The sequence below is a fragment of the Hugenholtzia roseola DSM 9546 genome, from assembly GCF_000422585.1.
In the GTDB taxonomy this organism is placed as follows: domain Bacteria; phylum Bacteroidota; class Bacteroidia; order Cytophagales; family Bernardetiaceae; genus Hugenholtzia; species Hugenholtzia roseola.
On sequence record NZ_KE383881.1, the window covers coordinates 69,911 to 85,890 of the forward strand.

Sequence of the window (15,980 nt, forward strand, 5' to 3'; positions counted from 1 at the left end):
ACCCCAAACTCACTAAGGTTGCATTAGCGTTTGTTGAGACTATCGTCCAGACCTGCAAGTCCAACTTTCTGACGGTGAAAGACTTGTAGGTCTTTTTGTTGAAGTGTTCTGCTTAGGTAGTATCGTTAGAAAGGCGCGGTTGCCTCTGTGTTTTTTTGTTTCAGACCTAAAATTTAAACCCAAATTAGACCCAAATTAGACTCAATTTAGACCCAATTTAGACCAAAGAATGGCTTTTTTTGGTATCCCTTTCCAACCAATTCACGCCCTTTTTGAGTAGCGAAAGCGTATTTTGGGCTTCTGCGTCGTCTTCGGGCTGATAGTTGTAGAGCCACTGCGCCATAGGAGGCATGCTCATCAAAATAGACTCGGTTCTGCCGTTGGTATCCAAGCCAAATTTTGTACCCTTGTCATAGACCAAGTTAAATTCTACATATCTGCCTCTGCGTACCATCTGCCAATGCTTTTCCTTTTCGCCAAAAGGCAAGTCCTTGTTTTTGAGCATCAAATGGCTATAAATGGGCGCGAAAGCCTCGCCTACGGCTTGGACAAATTCCCAAATTTGCGTCTTGCTGTGGGTTGCATCTTCTTTGAGGTGGTCGAAGAAAATGCCGCCGATTCCGCGCGTTTCGTTGCGGTGTTTGAGGAAAAAGTAGTCGTCCGCCCAATTTTTAAATTTTGGATAATAACCTATATCAAAACGATTGCAGACCTGCGCTAATTGCTCGTGAAACCAAATGGCATCTTCGGGTGCAATGTAGTGAGGCGTGAGGTCTATACCGCCGCCAAACCAATACACGCCGTTGGACATCTCAAAATAGCGCACGTTCATGTGTATGATAGGCACGCGCGGACTGCGTGGGTGCATGACGATAGAAACGCCAGAGGCAAAAAAATCGGCAGGCTCTAAATGTAGGGCTTGTAACATCTTTTCGGGTGCTTTGCCCCAAACAGCGGAAAAGCCAACGCCTGCTTTTTCTAAAATAGCACCATCTTGCAAGATGCGCGTTTTGCCGCCGCCGCCGCCTTCGCGCTGCCAAGCATCTACACCGAAGGTAGCCTTGCCGTCTGCTGCCGCAATCGCATCACAGATGCGCGTTTGCAAGCCTTCAAACCAAAGGGCGGCTTCGTTTTTAAAAGTGGGTGCTTGTGTGTTCATATTTTTTAGCGTTTGGGTTTCGAAATAAGATTTGGAAACAAGTATCTGCCTACCTTTTTTAGAAACTGAAAACAAGGCTTTTGGTTGTTTTGCGCTATGCTTTTTCGCGCTTTGTTTCGTTTCTTGATGCAAAGTAAGGGAATTGCAGCCACACAAAATCTGATACATGTCATCTTTTCGAAATTTTATCGAAAAAAATTAGACTTTTGAGAAGCCGCCGCTACAAAAACTTCGGATAGGGCATTTTCTAAAAAAACGCTACTTTTGCAGCAGCAAGTAAAGTCCTTGAAGTTGCCTTTGATTTACCTTATGGCTTGTCAAATAGTTTTACGGTGAAAGTGGAACTTCGCACACCTTTGTTTTGACTCAAAAATTCCCTATCTTGGGCTTGTTTTTAGGGTTGTTTTCAAAATCTTTAAACTGCAATTTATTTATTATGCAAAATTTCAAAATCCAAATCACACGATTCCTTTCTATAACCTTTCTGATGTTTGCTTTTTGGGCAGTAGCCGCACCTTTGCAAGCCCAAGAGAAGGGCAAAAAAGAGAAGAAGAAAGGCAAAACAGAATATTACGGTGAAAAAATCTCTGCCAAAGGTGCAGTAGCGGCTTCCCAAGTGCCTACTATTTTGTCGGGCAAAGATTCGGCAAATGTCAAGGTGAAGGGTACGATTGCCGAGTGTTGTACCAAAAAAGGCTGTTGGTTGCGCGTAGAATTGGGGCAGGGCGAAGATATGCTGGTCAAATTCAAAGATTACGGCTTTTTTGTACCCTTAGATTCTGAAAGTCGCCAAATTATTATGGACGGAGTGGTCAGGAAAGAAACCATTTCGGTAGAAACTTTGCGCCACTATGCCGAAGATGCAGGCAAGACGGCAGAAGAGATTGAAAAAATCACAGAGCCACAGACCAAATACACGTTTTTGGCGCATGGCGTGATTTTGAAATAAGGGCTTTTTCAAAGGCTGCCTTCCGACCAGATTTTGGGTCTGAAAGCAGCCTTTTATCTCAATCTAACTTCGCGTAAGGCTCTTGTTTCTATCATATCCGTATCACACTTATTGAAACGCCCCAAAAGACAGCCGCTAAGTTTTTGCACAATGATAGGGCTTAGGTTTTGTAAAAGAATTTGTACGTATTTTTGCAGCCGAAACCATTTACCAACACTTTAAACGTAATTTCATGGCTATTAAATATCATACTTTGAAGGTAAAGGAAGTCGTGCGTGAAACTGCCGATACCATCAGTATTCACTTCAAACAACCGCTATTCAAGAAAATAAGCTACCAAGCGGGGCAGTTCCTCACCCTTACCGTAGAGGAAAATGGCAAAAAATACCGTCGCTCTTATTCCCTCTCGTCTGCACCTAATTTAGATGATGCCTTAGCCGTAACGGTCAAGCGTGTGCCTTCGGGTATCGTCTCGAATTGGCTCAACGACCAAGTAAAAGAAGGCATGAAGATGGAAATTATGGAGCCAATGGGAAATTTTACCCTCGTTCCCAATAGCAGCCGCAGCCAAAGGTATTTGCTCTTTGCAGGCGGAAGCGGCATTACGCCTCTTATGTCGATGCTCAAAACGGTGTTGTCTTTTGAGCGTAATAGCTTTGTGCATCTTTTTTATAGCTCTAAAAATCAGGCAGATATTATTTTCAAAAAGCAGCTCGACTTTTGGGCGCAAAAACATGGCGATAGGCTTCAAATTCACCACTTTATTAGCCAAGACCCTGCCGCCGACCAAATGGGCAGGCTTACAAGCGAAACCCTACAACGCCTTTTGGCTGACCTGCCCCAAGATTTGAGAAAGGAAGCCTATCTCTGCGGTCCCCAAGCCTTGATGCAAGCCATCGAGGGCGAATTGGAGAAGGCAGGCATTACCGAAATCTTCAAAGAAAACTTCTTTGCGCCTGTGCCTTCGGAAGAAAAGGCAACGGGCAGTGATGCGGTTCAGATTAAATTGAGCGGTACAGACCACCATTTAGAAGTGCCTTCTAATAAAAGTATCTTAGATGCAGCCTTAGACGCAGGAATCGATATGCCTTATTCTTGCCAAAGCGGACTTTGTACGGCTTGTCGTGGCAAGTGCGTGAGTGGAAAGGTGAAAATGGATACCAATGAAGCCCTTTCTGACGAAGAAATTGCAGCAGGCTATGTCCTGACCTGCCAATCGCACCCTGTAAGTGAGGGCGTTGTGATTGATATGGACGCATAAGGGGAAAAAGCGTTAAATTCTAAAAATTAGGTCGAATGTAGGGACAAAGCATTGCCTTGTCCTATGCCCCAAACCCTAAGGGTCTTCAATACCCTTAGGGTTTAAGCCAAATTTTATTTTGTGAAAAAGCCAAAAATGCAAGATTTTAAAAGTTTTTCATAAGACTTTCTGTTTTTCGCCTGAATCGCCTTCAAGATTTTGTTGCGATTTCAAACACTAAGCAAACACCAACACTAAGGGTCTTGAAGCTCTTAGTGTTTTTGCTCAAAAGTTGTTCTTTTATCATTAAAACCATTCTTTTTTATTACTCTTTCTTGCTTCTTATGACTACTATCTCACGTCGCCTGCCTGCCGAATGGGAGCAGCAAAGCATGGTACAGCTTACCTTTCCGCACCTGCAATCTGATTGGGCAGAGGATTACGAGGAGGTTTTGCCTATTTTTATCAAAATCGCCGAGGAGATTGCCAAAAGGCAAAAACTTTTAGTCGTTTGTCAGGACAAAGAAGCGACGGCAAAGGCTCTATCGCACCTAAGTCCGCAGCACCTGACTGTGGCTGCCATACCTTCTAACGACACTTGGGCAAGAGACCACGCGCCGCTTACGGTGATTGAAAACGGTAAAAAAGTTCATTTAGATTTTACCTTTAATGGTTGGGGTAATAAATTCAAAGCCGATTTAGACAATCAAATTACGCAGCACCTTTCGAAGCGCGATTTTTTAAAACACAAGGTAGAAATTGTAGATTTTGTCTTGGAAGGCGGCGCGATAGAATCGGACGGCAAAGGCACTATCCTGACCACAACAAACTGCCTGCTTTCAAAAGAGCGCAATCCGAAGTTTTCAAAAGAGGAGATTGAAGAAAAAATAAAGCATTTTTTTGGGGCAAATCGCGTACTTTGGTTACAACATGGGCATCTGGAAGGCGACGATACTGATGCGCACATCGATACCTTAGCTCGCCTTTGCACCGAAGATACGATTGTGTATGTTGCGCCGCCCGAAGATAAAAGCGATAGCCACTACCAAGAACTCGAAAAAATGCAGGAGGAGATAAAGCGTTTGCGCACAGCCGAAGGCAAGCCCTACCGCCTCTTTGCCCTGCCCTTTGCAAAGCCTGCCTTTCACCCAAAAGATAGCCATCGCCTGCCTGCTACCTATGCTAACTTCTTGATTATCAATGGTGCAGTCTTAGTTCCTACCTACCAAGACCCTGAAAAAGATGCGCAAGCACTTGCCCTGCTTTCCGAAGTTTTCCCTGATAGGGAAATCGTAGGCATAGATTGTTTGCCCATTATCCGTCAGCATGGCTCGCTACATTGCCTCACGATGCAATATCCTGCTTAATTTTTATACCCTATTTCTATTCTAATTCTACCTCAATTTTTACTCTAATTTAAAAACCTATGTCCTTATTTGTGCTAAACCAAAACCCTTCTATCGCCCTTCAATATTTGTATGAATTGCGACATAAAGACATACAACAGGATAGGCTTCGTTTTCGCTACAATTTACAGCGGCTGGGTGAAATCTTGGCTTATGAAATTTCCAAAACCTTTGCTTATCCTACCCAAAAGATAGAAACGCCGCTGGCTACCATAAACGCACCTTCGCTCGCACAAGTGCCTATTTTATTGCCTATTTTGAGAGCGGGATTGCCTTTTTATGAAGGCTTTGCGCGTTTTTTTGATGGGGCAGATAGCGGTTTTGTGGGTGCTTATCGACAGGCACATCAAGCTGATTTGAGTTTTGATATTGATTTATTATATGCAACTTTGCCCTCTTTGGAAGGGCGCACCCTGATTTTGATAGACCCCATGCTCGCCACTGGTAAGTCGCTTTTGAAGGTCTATCAAGCCTTAGAAAAGTTTGGAACGCCTGCACAGCTGCATATCGCTGCCGTTATTGCAAGCCAACAAGGGGCGGATTTTATTGGTCAGAAAATTCCACAGGCTTCCCTTTGGACTGTCGGGCTTGACCCTCACCTGAACGACCATGCCTATATCGTACCCGGCTTAGGAGATGCAGGGGGATTTGGCTTTTGGTACAAAAATATAGAAAATTTATTTTAATATCTTCAATTTTGAAACTGCTTTTCACTTTTTTGGATATAGGCTTAGAAGCAAATGCAGGTATTCGCCCAAAATACCAACTTCGCATGCTCAATGCGCTTTCTTTGTATATGCTGCTAACCAACTTTTTCTGGGGCTATCTCTTTCTATTCGAATACCAAATTTCGGTAGGTGCGACTGCTTGGATTTTTGCCTTTTTATACCTTCTGCCTTTGCTTTTCAATTATTTTGGCAAAACATTATGGGCAAAAAATAGCTACTTGCTGCTTTCCTTTCTGGGAACTTTTTTATACCAACAACTTTGGCGCGAACTCGAATCGAAGACCCTTTATTTGGGGTTGCTTATCTTAGTTGTGTTTTTGTATGATAAAGATAGCGAAAAAAAATACTGCTTTACTTTCTTATTGGCAGGGGTGATAGGCTTTTTTATCTCTGATTTCTGGACGCTTCAATTTTTCACAAGTTTTGAGTTAGAAGCACAGCTAATTAGAAGTATGTACTATCTCAATTGGCTTTCGGTGCTTACCTTTTCTATCCTTATCACGATGCTGATGATGTATGCTTGGCAGACTTCTGAACGCTTTTTAGGAAAGGCAATAGAAGAATCCCAACAAAAAAATGAAGAATTGCAACAGCAAGACGAGGAATTGCGTCAGAATCAGGAAGAATTGCAGACCCTAAACAGTGAGCTATTGCGTCAGCAGGCTCTTTTGGAGCAGCGCGTAGAGGAACGCACACAACAGCTTAAAAATCAGGAACTTATCCTTATTCGGCAGTTGGGTATTTTAGAAAAATCGCGCAATCAGCTCAATGCCAGCAAAGAGCGGCTTTTCAAGATTTTAGACCATATCCCTTTTGGAATTTGGGTAGTGCGCCCCGATTTATACTTTCTTTATTGCAACAAAACTGCCCTCACTACCTTCGAACTCGATTTGGGAGAGGTAGCAGAGCAGCGTGTTACCAACATTTTGGAGCGGCGCAAGGTTCGTTTTCCTTCTCAAACGGCGCATCAGTGGCAGGATTTTCCGCTGCAAAAAGCCCTACAAGGCAGGGAAGGCAATCAGACTTCTTCGCTTCTTTTTCAGGTAGGAAGGAGCGATTTGCCGATAGAAATGACCGTTGCCCCTATTCGCGATTCGGAAACGGGGGAGGTAGAGTATGCCATTGCCGTTTTGCAGGATATTAGCGAGCGCAGGGGCGCAGAGGAAGTTATCAAACAAGCCTTCGAGGATTTGAAAGTTTCTGAAAGAGCTTTGCGACAGACCGCTACCCAACTGCAAGCCGCCTTAGACCGCGAAACAGAAAGCGGAAAAGCCCTTAGCAAGACGCTTTCCGAACTTAAAGAGGCGCAGTCCCAACTCATACAGTCGGAAAAAATGGCTTCTATTGGGCAAATTACGGCAGGTATCGCCCATGAAATCAATAACCCTATCAATTTTGTCAAAGGTGGCATTTTGGCTCTCCAAACGCATCTCGACGAACTATTAGAACTTATAGACCAAGAACTTAGAAAACAATTCGAGCAGCCAAACGCCGCAGAAGCAGCGATAACAGCAGAAAAGGCGCGTAACGATTCCCATAAAAAAGTGGAAAGTCATCTGAAATTATACGGGCAGGAAATTTCGCAACTTTTGGCTGATATAAACACAGGGGCAAGCCGAACTGCCGAAATTGTGAGGGCTTTGCGCAATTTTTCGCACGTAGAAAACGAGGAGCAGATGCACCTTGCCGACCTTGCCGAGTGTTTGGATACTGCCCTTCTTTTGCTCAAAGCCGAAACCAAAGACATCGATATCCTTTTTCAAGAGGAGGAAATGCCTACCCTTTACTGTTTTTCGGGGCAGATTCAGCAGGTTTTGATGAACATTCTCACCAATGCGAGCCAATCCATCAAAGAGGCACAAAAGCAAAATATCATAGAAAAGGGCGTAATTCAAATTCGAACCGAAAAAAAGGCGGATTGTGTCTATATCTACCTCACCGATAACGGTTTGGGCATGAGCGAGGAAACACAAAAGCGCATCTTCGAGCCTTTTTATACCACCAAACCCGTAGGCGAAGGCACAGGACTGGGCATGGCGATTTCCTACAACATCATACGCAAACACAGGGGGCGCATTTTGGTAGAAAGTGCCGTAGGGAAGGGCGCGACGTTTATTCTTGAATTGCCTTTGTTTTTAAAAGAAGACTAAAAATTAGAAACTAAAAAATAAGATAAAAATCTTTTAAAAGAAGCTGCATTTGTTCGGTATAAAGGGGGCGAGCGGCTTTTTCTTGGTGAATATAAAAAAAGTCTTCTTTGATATTTGAATCAGAAACAAAACTTTCTTTTCGTTTCAAAATTTGAATCTGACGAATGGCTTTCCCTTCGGGGTTCTGAAAAATGACCAACTTTTGGCAGACTTCTAAGCCATATTCTGCTGCCTGTGTCGCAAAAAATTGACTTTCGTAGGGGGGCAGCAAGATGGCAGCCTTGCCTTGTGGCTGCAAAAGTCGGACAAGGGAGGCGAGCAAATCTTGAAAAGGGAGGCTTTCGTTGTGCAGTGCCAAGTGGCGATTTTTGTCCTGTGCGGGTGTGTGGTTTTGGAAAAAAGGCGGATTGACGATAATAAAATCATAACCCCATGCTGGTTTGAAGGCTTGTATGGGCGTGTGAAAAAGGCGGATTTTATGAGCAAAAGGGCTATGCTGCACATTTTGAAGGGCTTGAAAATAAGCAGTGGCTTCAAATTCTACGGCTTCTATTTCCGTCAGGGGCGAACTTCGCTGTGCCAACATCAATGCCAAAAGTCCTGTGCCTGTGCCGATGTCTAAAATGCGCCGCGCACTACCGAGCGGACTCCACGCGCCTAAGATGCAGGCATCTGTGCAAACCTTCATGCCTACTTTTTCTTGATAGATTCGAAATTTTTTAAAGGCAAACATAAAAAATATTTTGCGTTTATTTTAAAAATCCTAAGCATTTTTGAAAATACTTAGGACTTTTAGGATTTCATGCGGTAAGTTAGGCGCAAATGTAGGGAAAAGACATTGCCTTATCCTATGCCCCAAACCCTAAGGGTCTTCAAGACCCTTAGGGTTTAAGTCCAAATTTTATTTCGTGATGGAAGTTAAGCGTCCATAGAAGCCAAAAACTCTTCGTTGGTTTTGGTATTGCGCAAATATTTGAGCAGCCAATCCATAGCTTCTTGCGAGTTCATGTCCGACATTTTTTTGCGTAAAATCCAGACGCGCTGCATACTTTCTTTGTCCATGAGTAGGTCTTCGCGCCTTGTTCCAGAGGCGGGAATGTCTATGGCAGGATAGATGCGTTTGTTTGCCAATTTCCTATCCAACTGCAATTCCATATTGCCTGTGCCCTTAAATTCTTCAAAAATAACTTCGTCCATCTTCGAGCCTGTGTCGATAAGGGCAGTGGCGATAATGGTGAGCGAGCCGCCATTTTCTACATTTCGCGCTGCGCCAAAAAAGCGTTTGGGCTTTTGCATGGCGTTGGAATCTACGCCCCCAGTCAGGATTTTACCCGAAGAAGGGACAACGGTATTGTAGGCACGTGCCAAGCGCGTAATGGAATCTAACAAAATCACGACATCATGCCCACATTCTACCAAACGCTTTGCCTTTTCCAAGACCATGCTGCTGACCTTGACGTGCCTTTCCGCTTGTTCGTCGAAGGTAGAAGAAACGACTTCGGCTTTTACGCTGCGTTCCATGTCGGTTACTTCTTCGGGGCGTTCGTCAATGAGCAAAATGATGAGGTAACATTCGGGGTGATTTTCAGCAATGGCATTGGCTACCTGCTTTAAAAGTTCGGTCTTGCCCGTTTTGGGTTGTGCCACAATCATACCGCGCTGCCCCTTTCCGATAGGTGCAAAGAGGTCTAAAATGCGGGTAGAATAAATGTTGGGCTTGGTAGAAAGTTTGAGCCTTTCTTCTGGAAAAAGTGGCGTGAGATGTTCGAAGGCTACTCTATCGCGAATTTGGTCGGGGTGCTTGCCATTGACATCTTCTATCGAGATAAGTCCGTAAAAACGCTCGCCTTCCTTCGGGGGGCGAATCGTGCCGCGAATGGAGTCGCCTGTTTTGAGTCCGTAACTCTTAATTTGAATCGGCGTTACGTAAATATCATCGGGGCTTTCCAAATAATTGTAGTCGGCAGAGCGCAAAAAGCCGTATCCTTCATTCATGACCTCCAAAACGCCATCTGCGCTTACTACGCCCTCGAAATCTTTAATGGCTTTGGCTGCATTTCGTTTGAAACTGCGCATCAGTTGGCTGCCTGTTTCGGGTTTTTCGCGCTCGTTTTTCTCTGCTTTTTCGAAGGCTTTTTCTGCCTTTTTGTCCAAATAATTGCCTCTTTCAGAAAAGCGTTCAGAAAAACGCTCGAACTTGCGTTCGCCAAATTTAGACTCCTGTCCGTATTTGTTTTCGCCAAATTTATGTCCGCCACTGTTTTCGGTTTTGTCAGACTTTTCGCCTTCTTGTGGGGGTATGATATTGGCACGCTCACGCTTGATGAAGCTATGGGGCGGATTTTGAGCAGGTGGATTGTTGGGAGTCTGTGGTGTATTGTTTTCCACTTCCGTTACATTTTCGCGCTTCATGCGTCGGCGGTCAAAAAAATTGCCTCGCTCGGTCAGACGTTTGCTTTCGAAGGGCTTATTTTCGGTAGGTGGCTCTTTGTGGTGATTCTCTTTGTTGGAATCCATGTGTTTGTGGGCTTGGGGAAAAAGTGGGGGTAGCACACTTTTAGTGGGCTTGACATCTTTATTTTGTACCTTCTGCGGCTCTGCAAGGGGTACTTCGGTGGTATTTTCTTGGGGGCTATCCGCTTGAAGCTCTGGCAGTTTGGCGTTTGCGGGAGTCGTTGTGGTGGTTTGCGTTTCGGCGTTTGTGGCTTGTGTTTGATGATTGACAATTCTATCTACCAAATCTTGTTTGGTCAGGCGGCTATAATTTTTGATGCCAAGCTCGTTGGCGATAGCGCGTAGTTCGGATAGAAGTCGGTCATTAAGATTGTCTATGTTATACATACGATTGGTGAGAAAGTTCAGAAAGATTTTCAGCGCAAAGCAGAAAAAGGCAAGTTGAAAGAACCCAAAGTGCTAAAAGTGTAAAAATGTAGTGTGGTGAAAAAAGAAGGTTGCATCTGATAAAAAGTAATCGTAATAAAAGCATTTTCCTGCCCAAGGTGCAGAAAAGTTGGAAGGCACAAAAAAAAGAGTGGAAAGTGAAAGTTTAGGTGCTTTTTTGAAGCATAAAAGCCTACAAATAGGGGCTTTGTTTTCGTCCTGCTTTCAAAAAAGCGATAAAAAGGGTTGAGGTTTTGGGGGCGAATCTTTGGACACAATCTAAAAAGAGGTAGTCACTTTTCAGTAGGATTGTATGCCAATGCTGCTTTGGGCTGCTCTTTTCCTCTGTCGTATCGGGCAGCGAGGCGACAAAATTAGTACGCAAAATTAGTACAAAACTTGTCCCACAAGTAGGGGCAGGGAAGGGCAAAGATTCAGAGAGGGGGCTGTCTAAGTTTTAAAATAAGAAGTGCGCCAGAGGAAGGCTGCACAAAGGGAGGCTATTTGTTCAAATAAGGGAAGCGAACCAAAAGGCGTTTATTTTATACGACACAAAAGGCGGAGAAGTGGCTCTTTGAAAGGATAGAGGCACTGCATCTGTGCCAAATGCCTTTGGGTTTTGTCTAAGAAAGGGTAGGTAGCACCAAATTTAGAACCAAGTTTAAAAACAGTCGGACTTTAAAAGATAGGCGGGTAAGCACAAAAATCGTACTAAAAAGTAAGTAAGTAGGCACTACCTTCAACAAAAGGGAGAAGTAAAGAAGGTTGCCCATAGGTTTTAAAGCCCTACATGTAGCCACAAAGATACTCTTTTTTTTTGAAATACAAACCCCAACGCAAAAAAAAACACGAAAAGAGAGCGTGAGGGGAAATTTAGAAGTAGTTTTTCATCTTATTTTCGTCGTTGTCCCAATAATGGAGTCTTAAACAGGCAATAATGCTTGAAACAGACCACTCCACTACTGCTACTTGTTGTAATGTTTTGATATTTTTGAAAGCTTTGGGAAGATTGTAAAAGGGTATTTGGGCATTTAGGTGGTGGATGTGGTGATAACCTATATTCCCAGTGAACCAATGTAAGACTCTTGACATCTTAAAATAACTTGTCGAATATAGTGCTGCAAAAAAGAAATCCCATTCCGTATTGGGTAATAACTGCATTTGAGGAAAGTTGTGTTGAACATAAAAGAGGTATGCCCCAAGTAGGGAAGATATGAATAAGGGTAACCAAAATCCGTACAAAAGAAAGTGAGACTGATAATGAATTCCTAAATATAAGATAGTAAAGTGCAGCACTAATGCAAGCAGGGAGTCCCAATGTTTAGTAGGCTTTTTAATAAAAGACATGAAACACATTCCTACCATAAAAATAAAAAAATAACCAAAAAAAATAGTAAATGGACTACGAATTAGAGTGTATTTAACTTTTTCCTTACGGCTAAAATTTTGGTATTCTTTTTTGGTAACAATTGGATAACTACCTATGTCAGAGGCATACACCTTACTATTATTTTTGTGATGGTGGTCGTGAGAACGCCGCCATATAGAAGGAGGATTGAGAACTAATAAGCCGTATAGTTTCATAAAAAAAATGACAAGAATATGTTTTTTAAAAATAGCTTGATGCATCACATCGTGGTAAATTGAAAAAAGACGCACAAAAATAAGCGAAAGCAAGACAGACAAAAGAAGATTGGGTATCGTATAAGGTGTAAAAAATACAGATACCTCCAATAATATTAGGGTCAGTAAAGTGGTAATGAGATGGAACCAACTTTTGTGTTTATCTTCTTGTGCAAAAGGCTTTAATGCCTCCATAAGATTTTTATCAAAATAAGACCTTTTCATTGTTAAGTTTTTGGTTTATCCAGTTTAGAGTATTAGCCCAATAAATTTTACTTGTTTTTGGATTAAAAAAACCCATGTGTCCAATTTTATTGTTTTGTCCACTTTCTTGAACATTGATGTATTCTTGTGTTATGGCGCAATTTGCGAACAATGGTAGCAGATGCGCGATTGCTCTTCTAGTACCCCATTCATCATCAGAAAAGTTCAGTAGGAAGACAGGCTTTTTTAAGTTTTTAAAATGGTTGAAGTCTGGATTTTTTTCTAGAAAATCAAGATTATATTTTGGATTGCTACACCATTCTGCAAATTGTGATGCTACTCGGCGTGGCAAGTCTTCGCCCAATTTTAGCTTCTTAGCGGGGAAATATCCTAAAATAGTAGTTAAAAAAGGGATTAGTAAACGATAGAGGATAGTTAGTTGTAGGCGCGTCATTGCTGTCGGGGCATGACCCAAATAGCCACTTTGTAAGGATATACAGTAAATGCCAAGTACTTGTGGGAGTGAAAAGGTGGGGTGAAACCCAACAAATTGCGCCCCTATACTATGTCCTATAATCACAATAGGTTGCTTGTAGTTTTTTATTATATAGTTTAAAACGGTGTTGGCATCTTTTGCCCAATCGTGTAAAGTATTTTTGACTTTCGTGATAGATTGTTGTTTTGACTCTCCTATTCCAGCATAGTCAAAAGTGAAAACTTGTAAGTTTTCATTTGCTAAGTAAGTAGCGAAGTGCTTGTAATAACTTTGTTTGACTGCGGTAGCAGGAATAATTAGTATTGAGCCTCTTGGCTTTTCAGACTGATTTGAAAAAATATTTACTATCAAAGAGTTGTTTTGTTCAAACTCGTTTTTGATAGAAACGGCTTCTCTTTTGACTCCCATTCTATTAAATATTTTGATATTGAAAGAGATGAATCCTGAATGTGTAAAAGTTTGTGGTATAAAGTTGTTTTCCCATTGTTAAGGATTTTTTCTAAGTATAAAAAGCCAATCGCCCTGCTGACGATTGGCTTTGCGATTTAAAAAATTATTAATAATCGCCGAGTGTTTCGGGTAATTGTGCTAAGGCGCGTGCAAGTTGTTCGTCGTTGGGTGCTACGCCGTGCCATTTGTGCGTGCCTACCATAAAATCTACGCCATAGCCCATTTCAGTTTCGAGCAAAACTACCACAGGTTTGCCTTTTTTAGACAAATCTTGTGCTTTTTTGATACATTCTACCACACAAGCCATGTCGTTTCCTGTTTGGCAACTATGCACCTGCCAACCGAAGGCTTCCCATTTGGCTTTGAGGTCGCCCAAATCGAGTACGTCTTTGGTATCGCCATCAATCTGCCTACCATTGTAATCTACAAAGGCGATAAGGTTATCAACCTGATTGTGCGCTCCAAACATAGCCGCTTCCCAAATTTGCCCTTCCTGCATTTCGCCGTCTCCCATCAAAACATAGACCCAACGCGCATCTTGATTGAGTTTTTTAGCCAAAGCCGCCCCAATCGCTACGGAAAGCCCTTGCCCCAAAGAGCCAGAAGCTATCCTGATACCCTCCAAGCCCTCCTCTGTGGCAGGGTGTCCTTGTAGGCGCGAATTGATTTTGCGAAAACTATTGAGTTCTGATACCTCAAAATAGCCGCTACGTGCCAAGACGCTATACCAAACAGGCGAAATGTGTCCGTTGGAAAGGAAAAATAGGTCTTCGCCTTTGCCGTCCATCGAAAAAGGGCGTGGCGTGTGGTGCATCATCTTTTGATAAAGGGCGACCAAAAGTTCGGTGCAGCCCAAAGAGCCACCAGGGTGTCCCGATTGTACGGCGTGAGTCATGCGTAGAATGTCGCGGCGAACTTGGGTTGCAAGTTGTTCTAAGGCTTGGATTTCCATTGAAATAGGCGATTTGAATAGAAGAAGTTTAGTTTTTGCCTGCAAAGATAAGCCTTTTTTTCAAACTCGCTCTTTCTTTGTCGCCTTCATGAAAGGCAGCGGAAGGGAGTGGAAGCCAGAAGCCTTTAAAAAACTAATGCAATTTAATTTAGATTGAAAACGTTTATTTTTTGTTTTCCAAACCTAAGTAATAATGCTGCATTTTTTCGGCTTGCAGGCGCAGCTCGTGCAGGGTATTTATCGTATCAACCATATTAGCCCGTACAATTTTAGATAAACTTTTAGGCACAAAAAGATTATCGTCTAAATGTTGCAAATGTTGAGGCGGATTTTGGTCTATAAAATCGAGTTGTTTATCGATATAGCCCAATATTTGCGTGATTTGTTCGTTCCAATATTTTTTCAGAAGCGTGTGCGGAGCTTTGTATAAAATCTCATCTCTTTCTACCTGATGGGTACGCATCTTCAAAATAAGCGTTTGGGCGTTGTGCTGAATTTCTATTTCATTTTCGGCTAAAGCGCGTTTGGCTTTGATGCGATAAGTCATTTTAAAATTTTCATCATAAATGCTAACCGTCTGCCATTCTTCGCGCTCTAATTTATCAAACTCGGCGCGTTTGAGATACTTTCCTTCTAAGTGCGACTCTAAGTTAAGTATCTGATAATAAAGACGTTCCACAGGATAGAGTTCCTCTTTTGTGCTTTTGTAGCGGACTTGGGTTTCAGATTCTATTTCAGTTTCTAAATCTAAAACTTCATGTTTTAAAGCCGAAATTTGCAGGGCTACCGTATAGCCATGCTTGCGAATGGTCTCGGAAAGGGTCTGGCGAAGAAAGTCTATTTGTGCAGGGTCGTTCCAAAGCACATGCACAAGCAGGAAGCAATCCATCAAATCTACTGCCTCTCTGCCATTTAGAAAAGCCGCCGTCTTTAAAAGCCGCGCAATTTTTTTCCAACGCCTATCGTAAATGGCAAAAGGTAGGTCGGGATTTTGCTCATCATGTTGTTGTAATTTTAGTTTTACAATTTGCAGCGTACTCAAAACTTCGTCGGGAAGTACCACTTCTTCTATCTTTTTTTCCCAATTAAGTATTTCTTCCTGTGAAATTTTTAAATCATTGGGAATATTATCTGCATATACGTCTTGCGTTTGGGTGAGGAGGCGAACAAAGTTGCCATTTTCTTTAATTTCTGAAATGATATAGCGCAATAAAAATCTATCCCAAAGGGCTTCTAAGCCCTCATTTTGCGGAGGGAGTTCGTTGGAGGCTGCCAAAATACCATGCAACTGCAAAGCCAATTCTTGCTCGCCATTTTTATATACTTTTTCGTTTAAAACGGTAAGTAAAGTATTTTGAATCGAGGCACTGGCTTTCCAAATTTCATCTAAAAAGACCACTGTTGCGCTGGGCAAATACTGTTCTGTAATTCGTTCATATTTGTCTTCATCTTTGAGTTTTTTGATGGAAATGGGACCAAAAATTTCGTCAGGCGTGCTAAAACGGTTCATCAAATATTCAAAGGCTTGTCCTTTCTCAAAAGCAAATTTCAACCTACGCGCCAATAGGCTTTTGGCTACCCCCGGAGGACCCAACAAAAACATGCTTTCGCCTGCCAAAGCCGAGAGCAGGGCAAGCTGCATGGCTTCTTCTTTTTCAAAAATAGGTTCAGAAAGAAGTTCTAATAATTTTCTAATGCGTTCTTTGCGCGAAGTTTCCATTTTAAATTGATAAGGTTAAGAGT

At 42.5% G+C, this 15,980-nt stretch carries 12 protein-coding genes; 5 read left to right on the forward strand and 7 right to left on the reverse strand.

Annotated elements, in window-relative coordinates; genetic code table 11:
- Positions 1–217: 217 nt before the first annotated feature.
- A complete protein-coding gene (gene hemF, locus G500_RS0113910; protein WP_027002997.1) occupies positions 218–1,159 on the reverse strand; it encodes an oxygen-dependent coproporphyrinogen oxidase in 942 nt (313 codons plus the stop codon).
- Between the two features lie 436 nt (positions 1,160–1,595).
- On the opposite strand from hemF, the gene G500_RS0113915 reads away from it, so the two are divergent.
- The 5 genes from G500_RS0113915 to G500_RS0113935 all read left to right on the forward strand — a co-directional run bounded on the left by G500_RS0113915 (position 1,596) and on the right by G500_RS0113935 (position 7,632).
- Positions 1,596–2,108: a DUF4920 domain-containing protein gene (locus tag G500_RS0113915; RefSeq protein WP_051203629.1), complete on the forward strand. Its 513-nt coding sequence runs from the start codon at positions 1,596–1,598 to the stop codon at positions 2,106–2,108.
- A gap of 232 nt (positions 2,109–2,340) precedes the next feature.
- Positions 2,341–3,369, forward strand: coding sequence for a 2Fe-2S iron-sulfur cluster-binding protein (locus tag G500_RS0113920; protein WP_027002999.1), 1,029 nt, complete (start codon positions 2,341–2,343; stop codon positions 3,367–3,369).
- Positions 3,370–3,692: 323 nt separating this feature from the next.
- Positions 3,693–4,715, forward strand: coding sequence for an agmatine deiminase family protein (locus G500_RS0113925; RefSeq protein ID WP_035757554.1), 1,023 nt, complete (start codon positions 3,693–3,695; stop codon positions 4,713–4,715).
- 59 nt (positions 4,716–4,774) lie between these two features.
- The gene (upp, locus tag G500_RS23565; RefSeq protein ID WP_051203631.1) at positions 4,775–5,440 is read left to right on the forward strand and encodes a uracil phosphoribosyltransferase; all 666 of its coding nucleotides are present in this window, start codon (positions 4,775–4,777) and stop codon (positions 5,438–5,440) included.
- 11 nt (positions 5,441–5,451) lie between these two features.
- Positions 5,452–7,632, forward strand: a complete 2,181-nt coding sequence (locus G500_RS0113935; protein WP_027003001.1) for an ATP-binding protein — start codon at positions 5,452–5,454, stop codon at positions 7,630–7,632.
- A 10-nt stretch (positions 7,633–7,642) separates the two neighbouring features.
- Here the strand turns inward: G500_RS0113935 and G500_RS0113940 are convergent, their stop codons facing one another.
- The 6 genes from G500_RS0113940 to G500_RS0113975 all read right to left on the reverse strand — a co-directional run bounded on the left by G500_RS0113940 (position 7,643) and on the right by G500_RS0113975 (position 15,957).
- A complete protein-coding gene (locus G500_RS0113940) occupies positions 7,643–8,365 on the reverse strand; it encodes a tRNA1(Val) (adenine(37)-N6)-methyltransferase (protein ID WP_027003002.1) in 723 nt (240 codons plus the stop codon).
- A gap of 185 nt (positions 8,366–8,550) precedes the next feature.
- Positions 8,551–10,473: a transcription termination factor Rho gene (gene rho / locus G500_RS0113945; RefSeq protein WP_027003003.1), complete on the reverse strand. Its 1,923-nt coding sequence runs from the start codon at positions 10,471–10,473 to the stop codon at positions 8,551–8,553.
- A 912-nt stretch (positions 10,474–11,385) separates the two neighbouring features.
- A complete protein-coding gene (locus tag G500_RS23570; RefSeq protein WP_035757488.1) occupies positions 11,386–12,360 on the reverse strand; it encodes a fatty acid desaturase family protein in 975 nt (324 codons plus the stop codon).
- Positions 12,341–13,243, reverse strand: coding sequence for an alpha/beta hydrolase family protein (locus G500_RS0113965; RefSeq protein ID WP_027003005.1), 903 nt, complete (start codon positions 13,241–13,243; stop codon positions 12,341–12,343). Before G500_RS0113965 ends, G500_RS23570 begins: the two co-directional genes overlap by 20 nt.
- 148 nt (positions 13,244–13,391) lie before the next feature.
- Positions 13,392–14,237 carry a transketolase gene (locus tag G500_RS0113970; protein WP_027003006.1) on the reverse strand — a complete coding sequence of 282 codons (846 nt, stop codon included), beginning with the start codon at positions 14,235–14,237 and terminating at the stop codon, positions 13,392–13,394.
- Positions 14,238–14,400: 163 nt separating this feature from the next.
- Positions 14,401–15,957: an AAA family ATPase gene (locus G500_RS0113975; RefSeq protein WP_027003007.1), complete on the reverse strand. Its 1,557-nt coding sequence runs from the start codon at positions 15,955–15,957 to the stop codon at positions 14,401–14,403.
- Between the last annotated feature and the right edge of the window lie 23 nt (positions 15,958–15,980).

Bases quoted from the DNA above. Each gene is read 5' to 3' on its own strand.
- hemF (WP_027002997.1), bottom strand. From the start codon at position 1,159: ATGAACACACAAGCACCCACTTTTAAAAACGAAGCCGCCCTTTGGTTT.
- G500_RS0113915 (WP_051203629.1), top strand. From the start codon at position 1,596: ATGCAAAATTTCAAAATCCAAATCACACGATTCCTTTCTATAACCTTT.
- G500_RS0113920 (WP_027002999.1), top strand. From the start codon at position 2,341: ATGGCTATTAAATATCATACTTTGAAGGTAAAGGAAGTCGTGCGTGAA.
- G500_RS0113925 (WP_035757554.1), top strand. From the start codon at position 3,693: ATGACTACTATCTCACGTCGCCTGCCTGCCGAATGGGAGCAGCAAAGC.
- upp (WP_051203631.1), top strand. From the start codon at position 4,775: ATGTCCTTATTTGTGCTAAACCAAAACCCTTCTATCGCCCTTCAATAT.
- G500_RS0113940 (WP_027003002.1), bottom strand. From the start codon at position 8,365: ATGTTTGCCTTTAAAAAATTTCGAATCTATCAAGAAAAAGTAGGCATG.
- rho (WP_027003003.1), bottom strand. From the start codon at position 10,473: ATGTATAACATAGACAATCTTAATGACCGACTTCTATCCGAACTACGC.
- G500_RS23570 (WP_035757488.1), bottom strand. From the start codon at position 12,360: ATGAAAAGGTCTTATTTTGATAAAAATCTTATGGAGGCATTAAAGCCT.
- G500_RS0113965 (WP_027003005.1), bottom strand. From the start codon at position 13,243: ATGGGAGTCAAAAGAGAAGCCGTTTCTATCAAAAACGAGTTTGAACAA.
- G500_RS0113970 (WP_027003006.1), bottom strand. From the start codon at position 14,237: ATGGAAATCCAAGCCTTAGAACAACTTGCAACCCAAGTTCGCCGCGAC.
- G500_RS0113975 (WP_027003007.1), bottom strand. From the start codon at position 15,957: ATGGAAACTTCGCGCAAAGAACGCATTAGAAAATTATTAGAACTTCTT.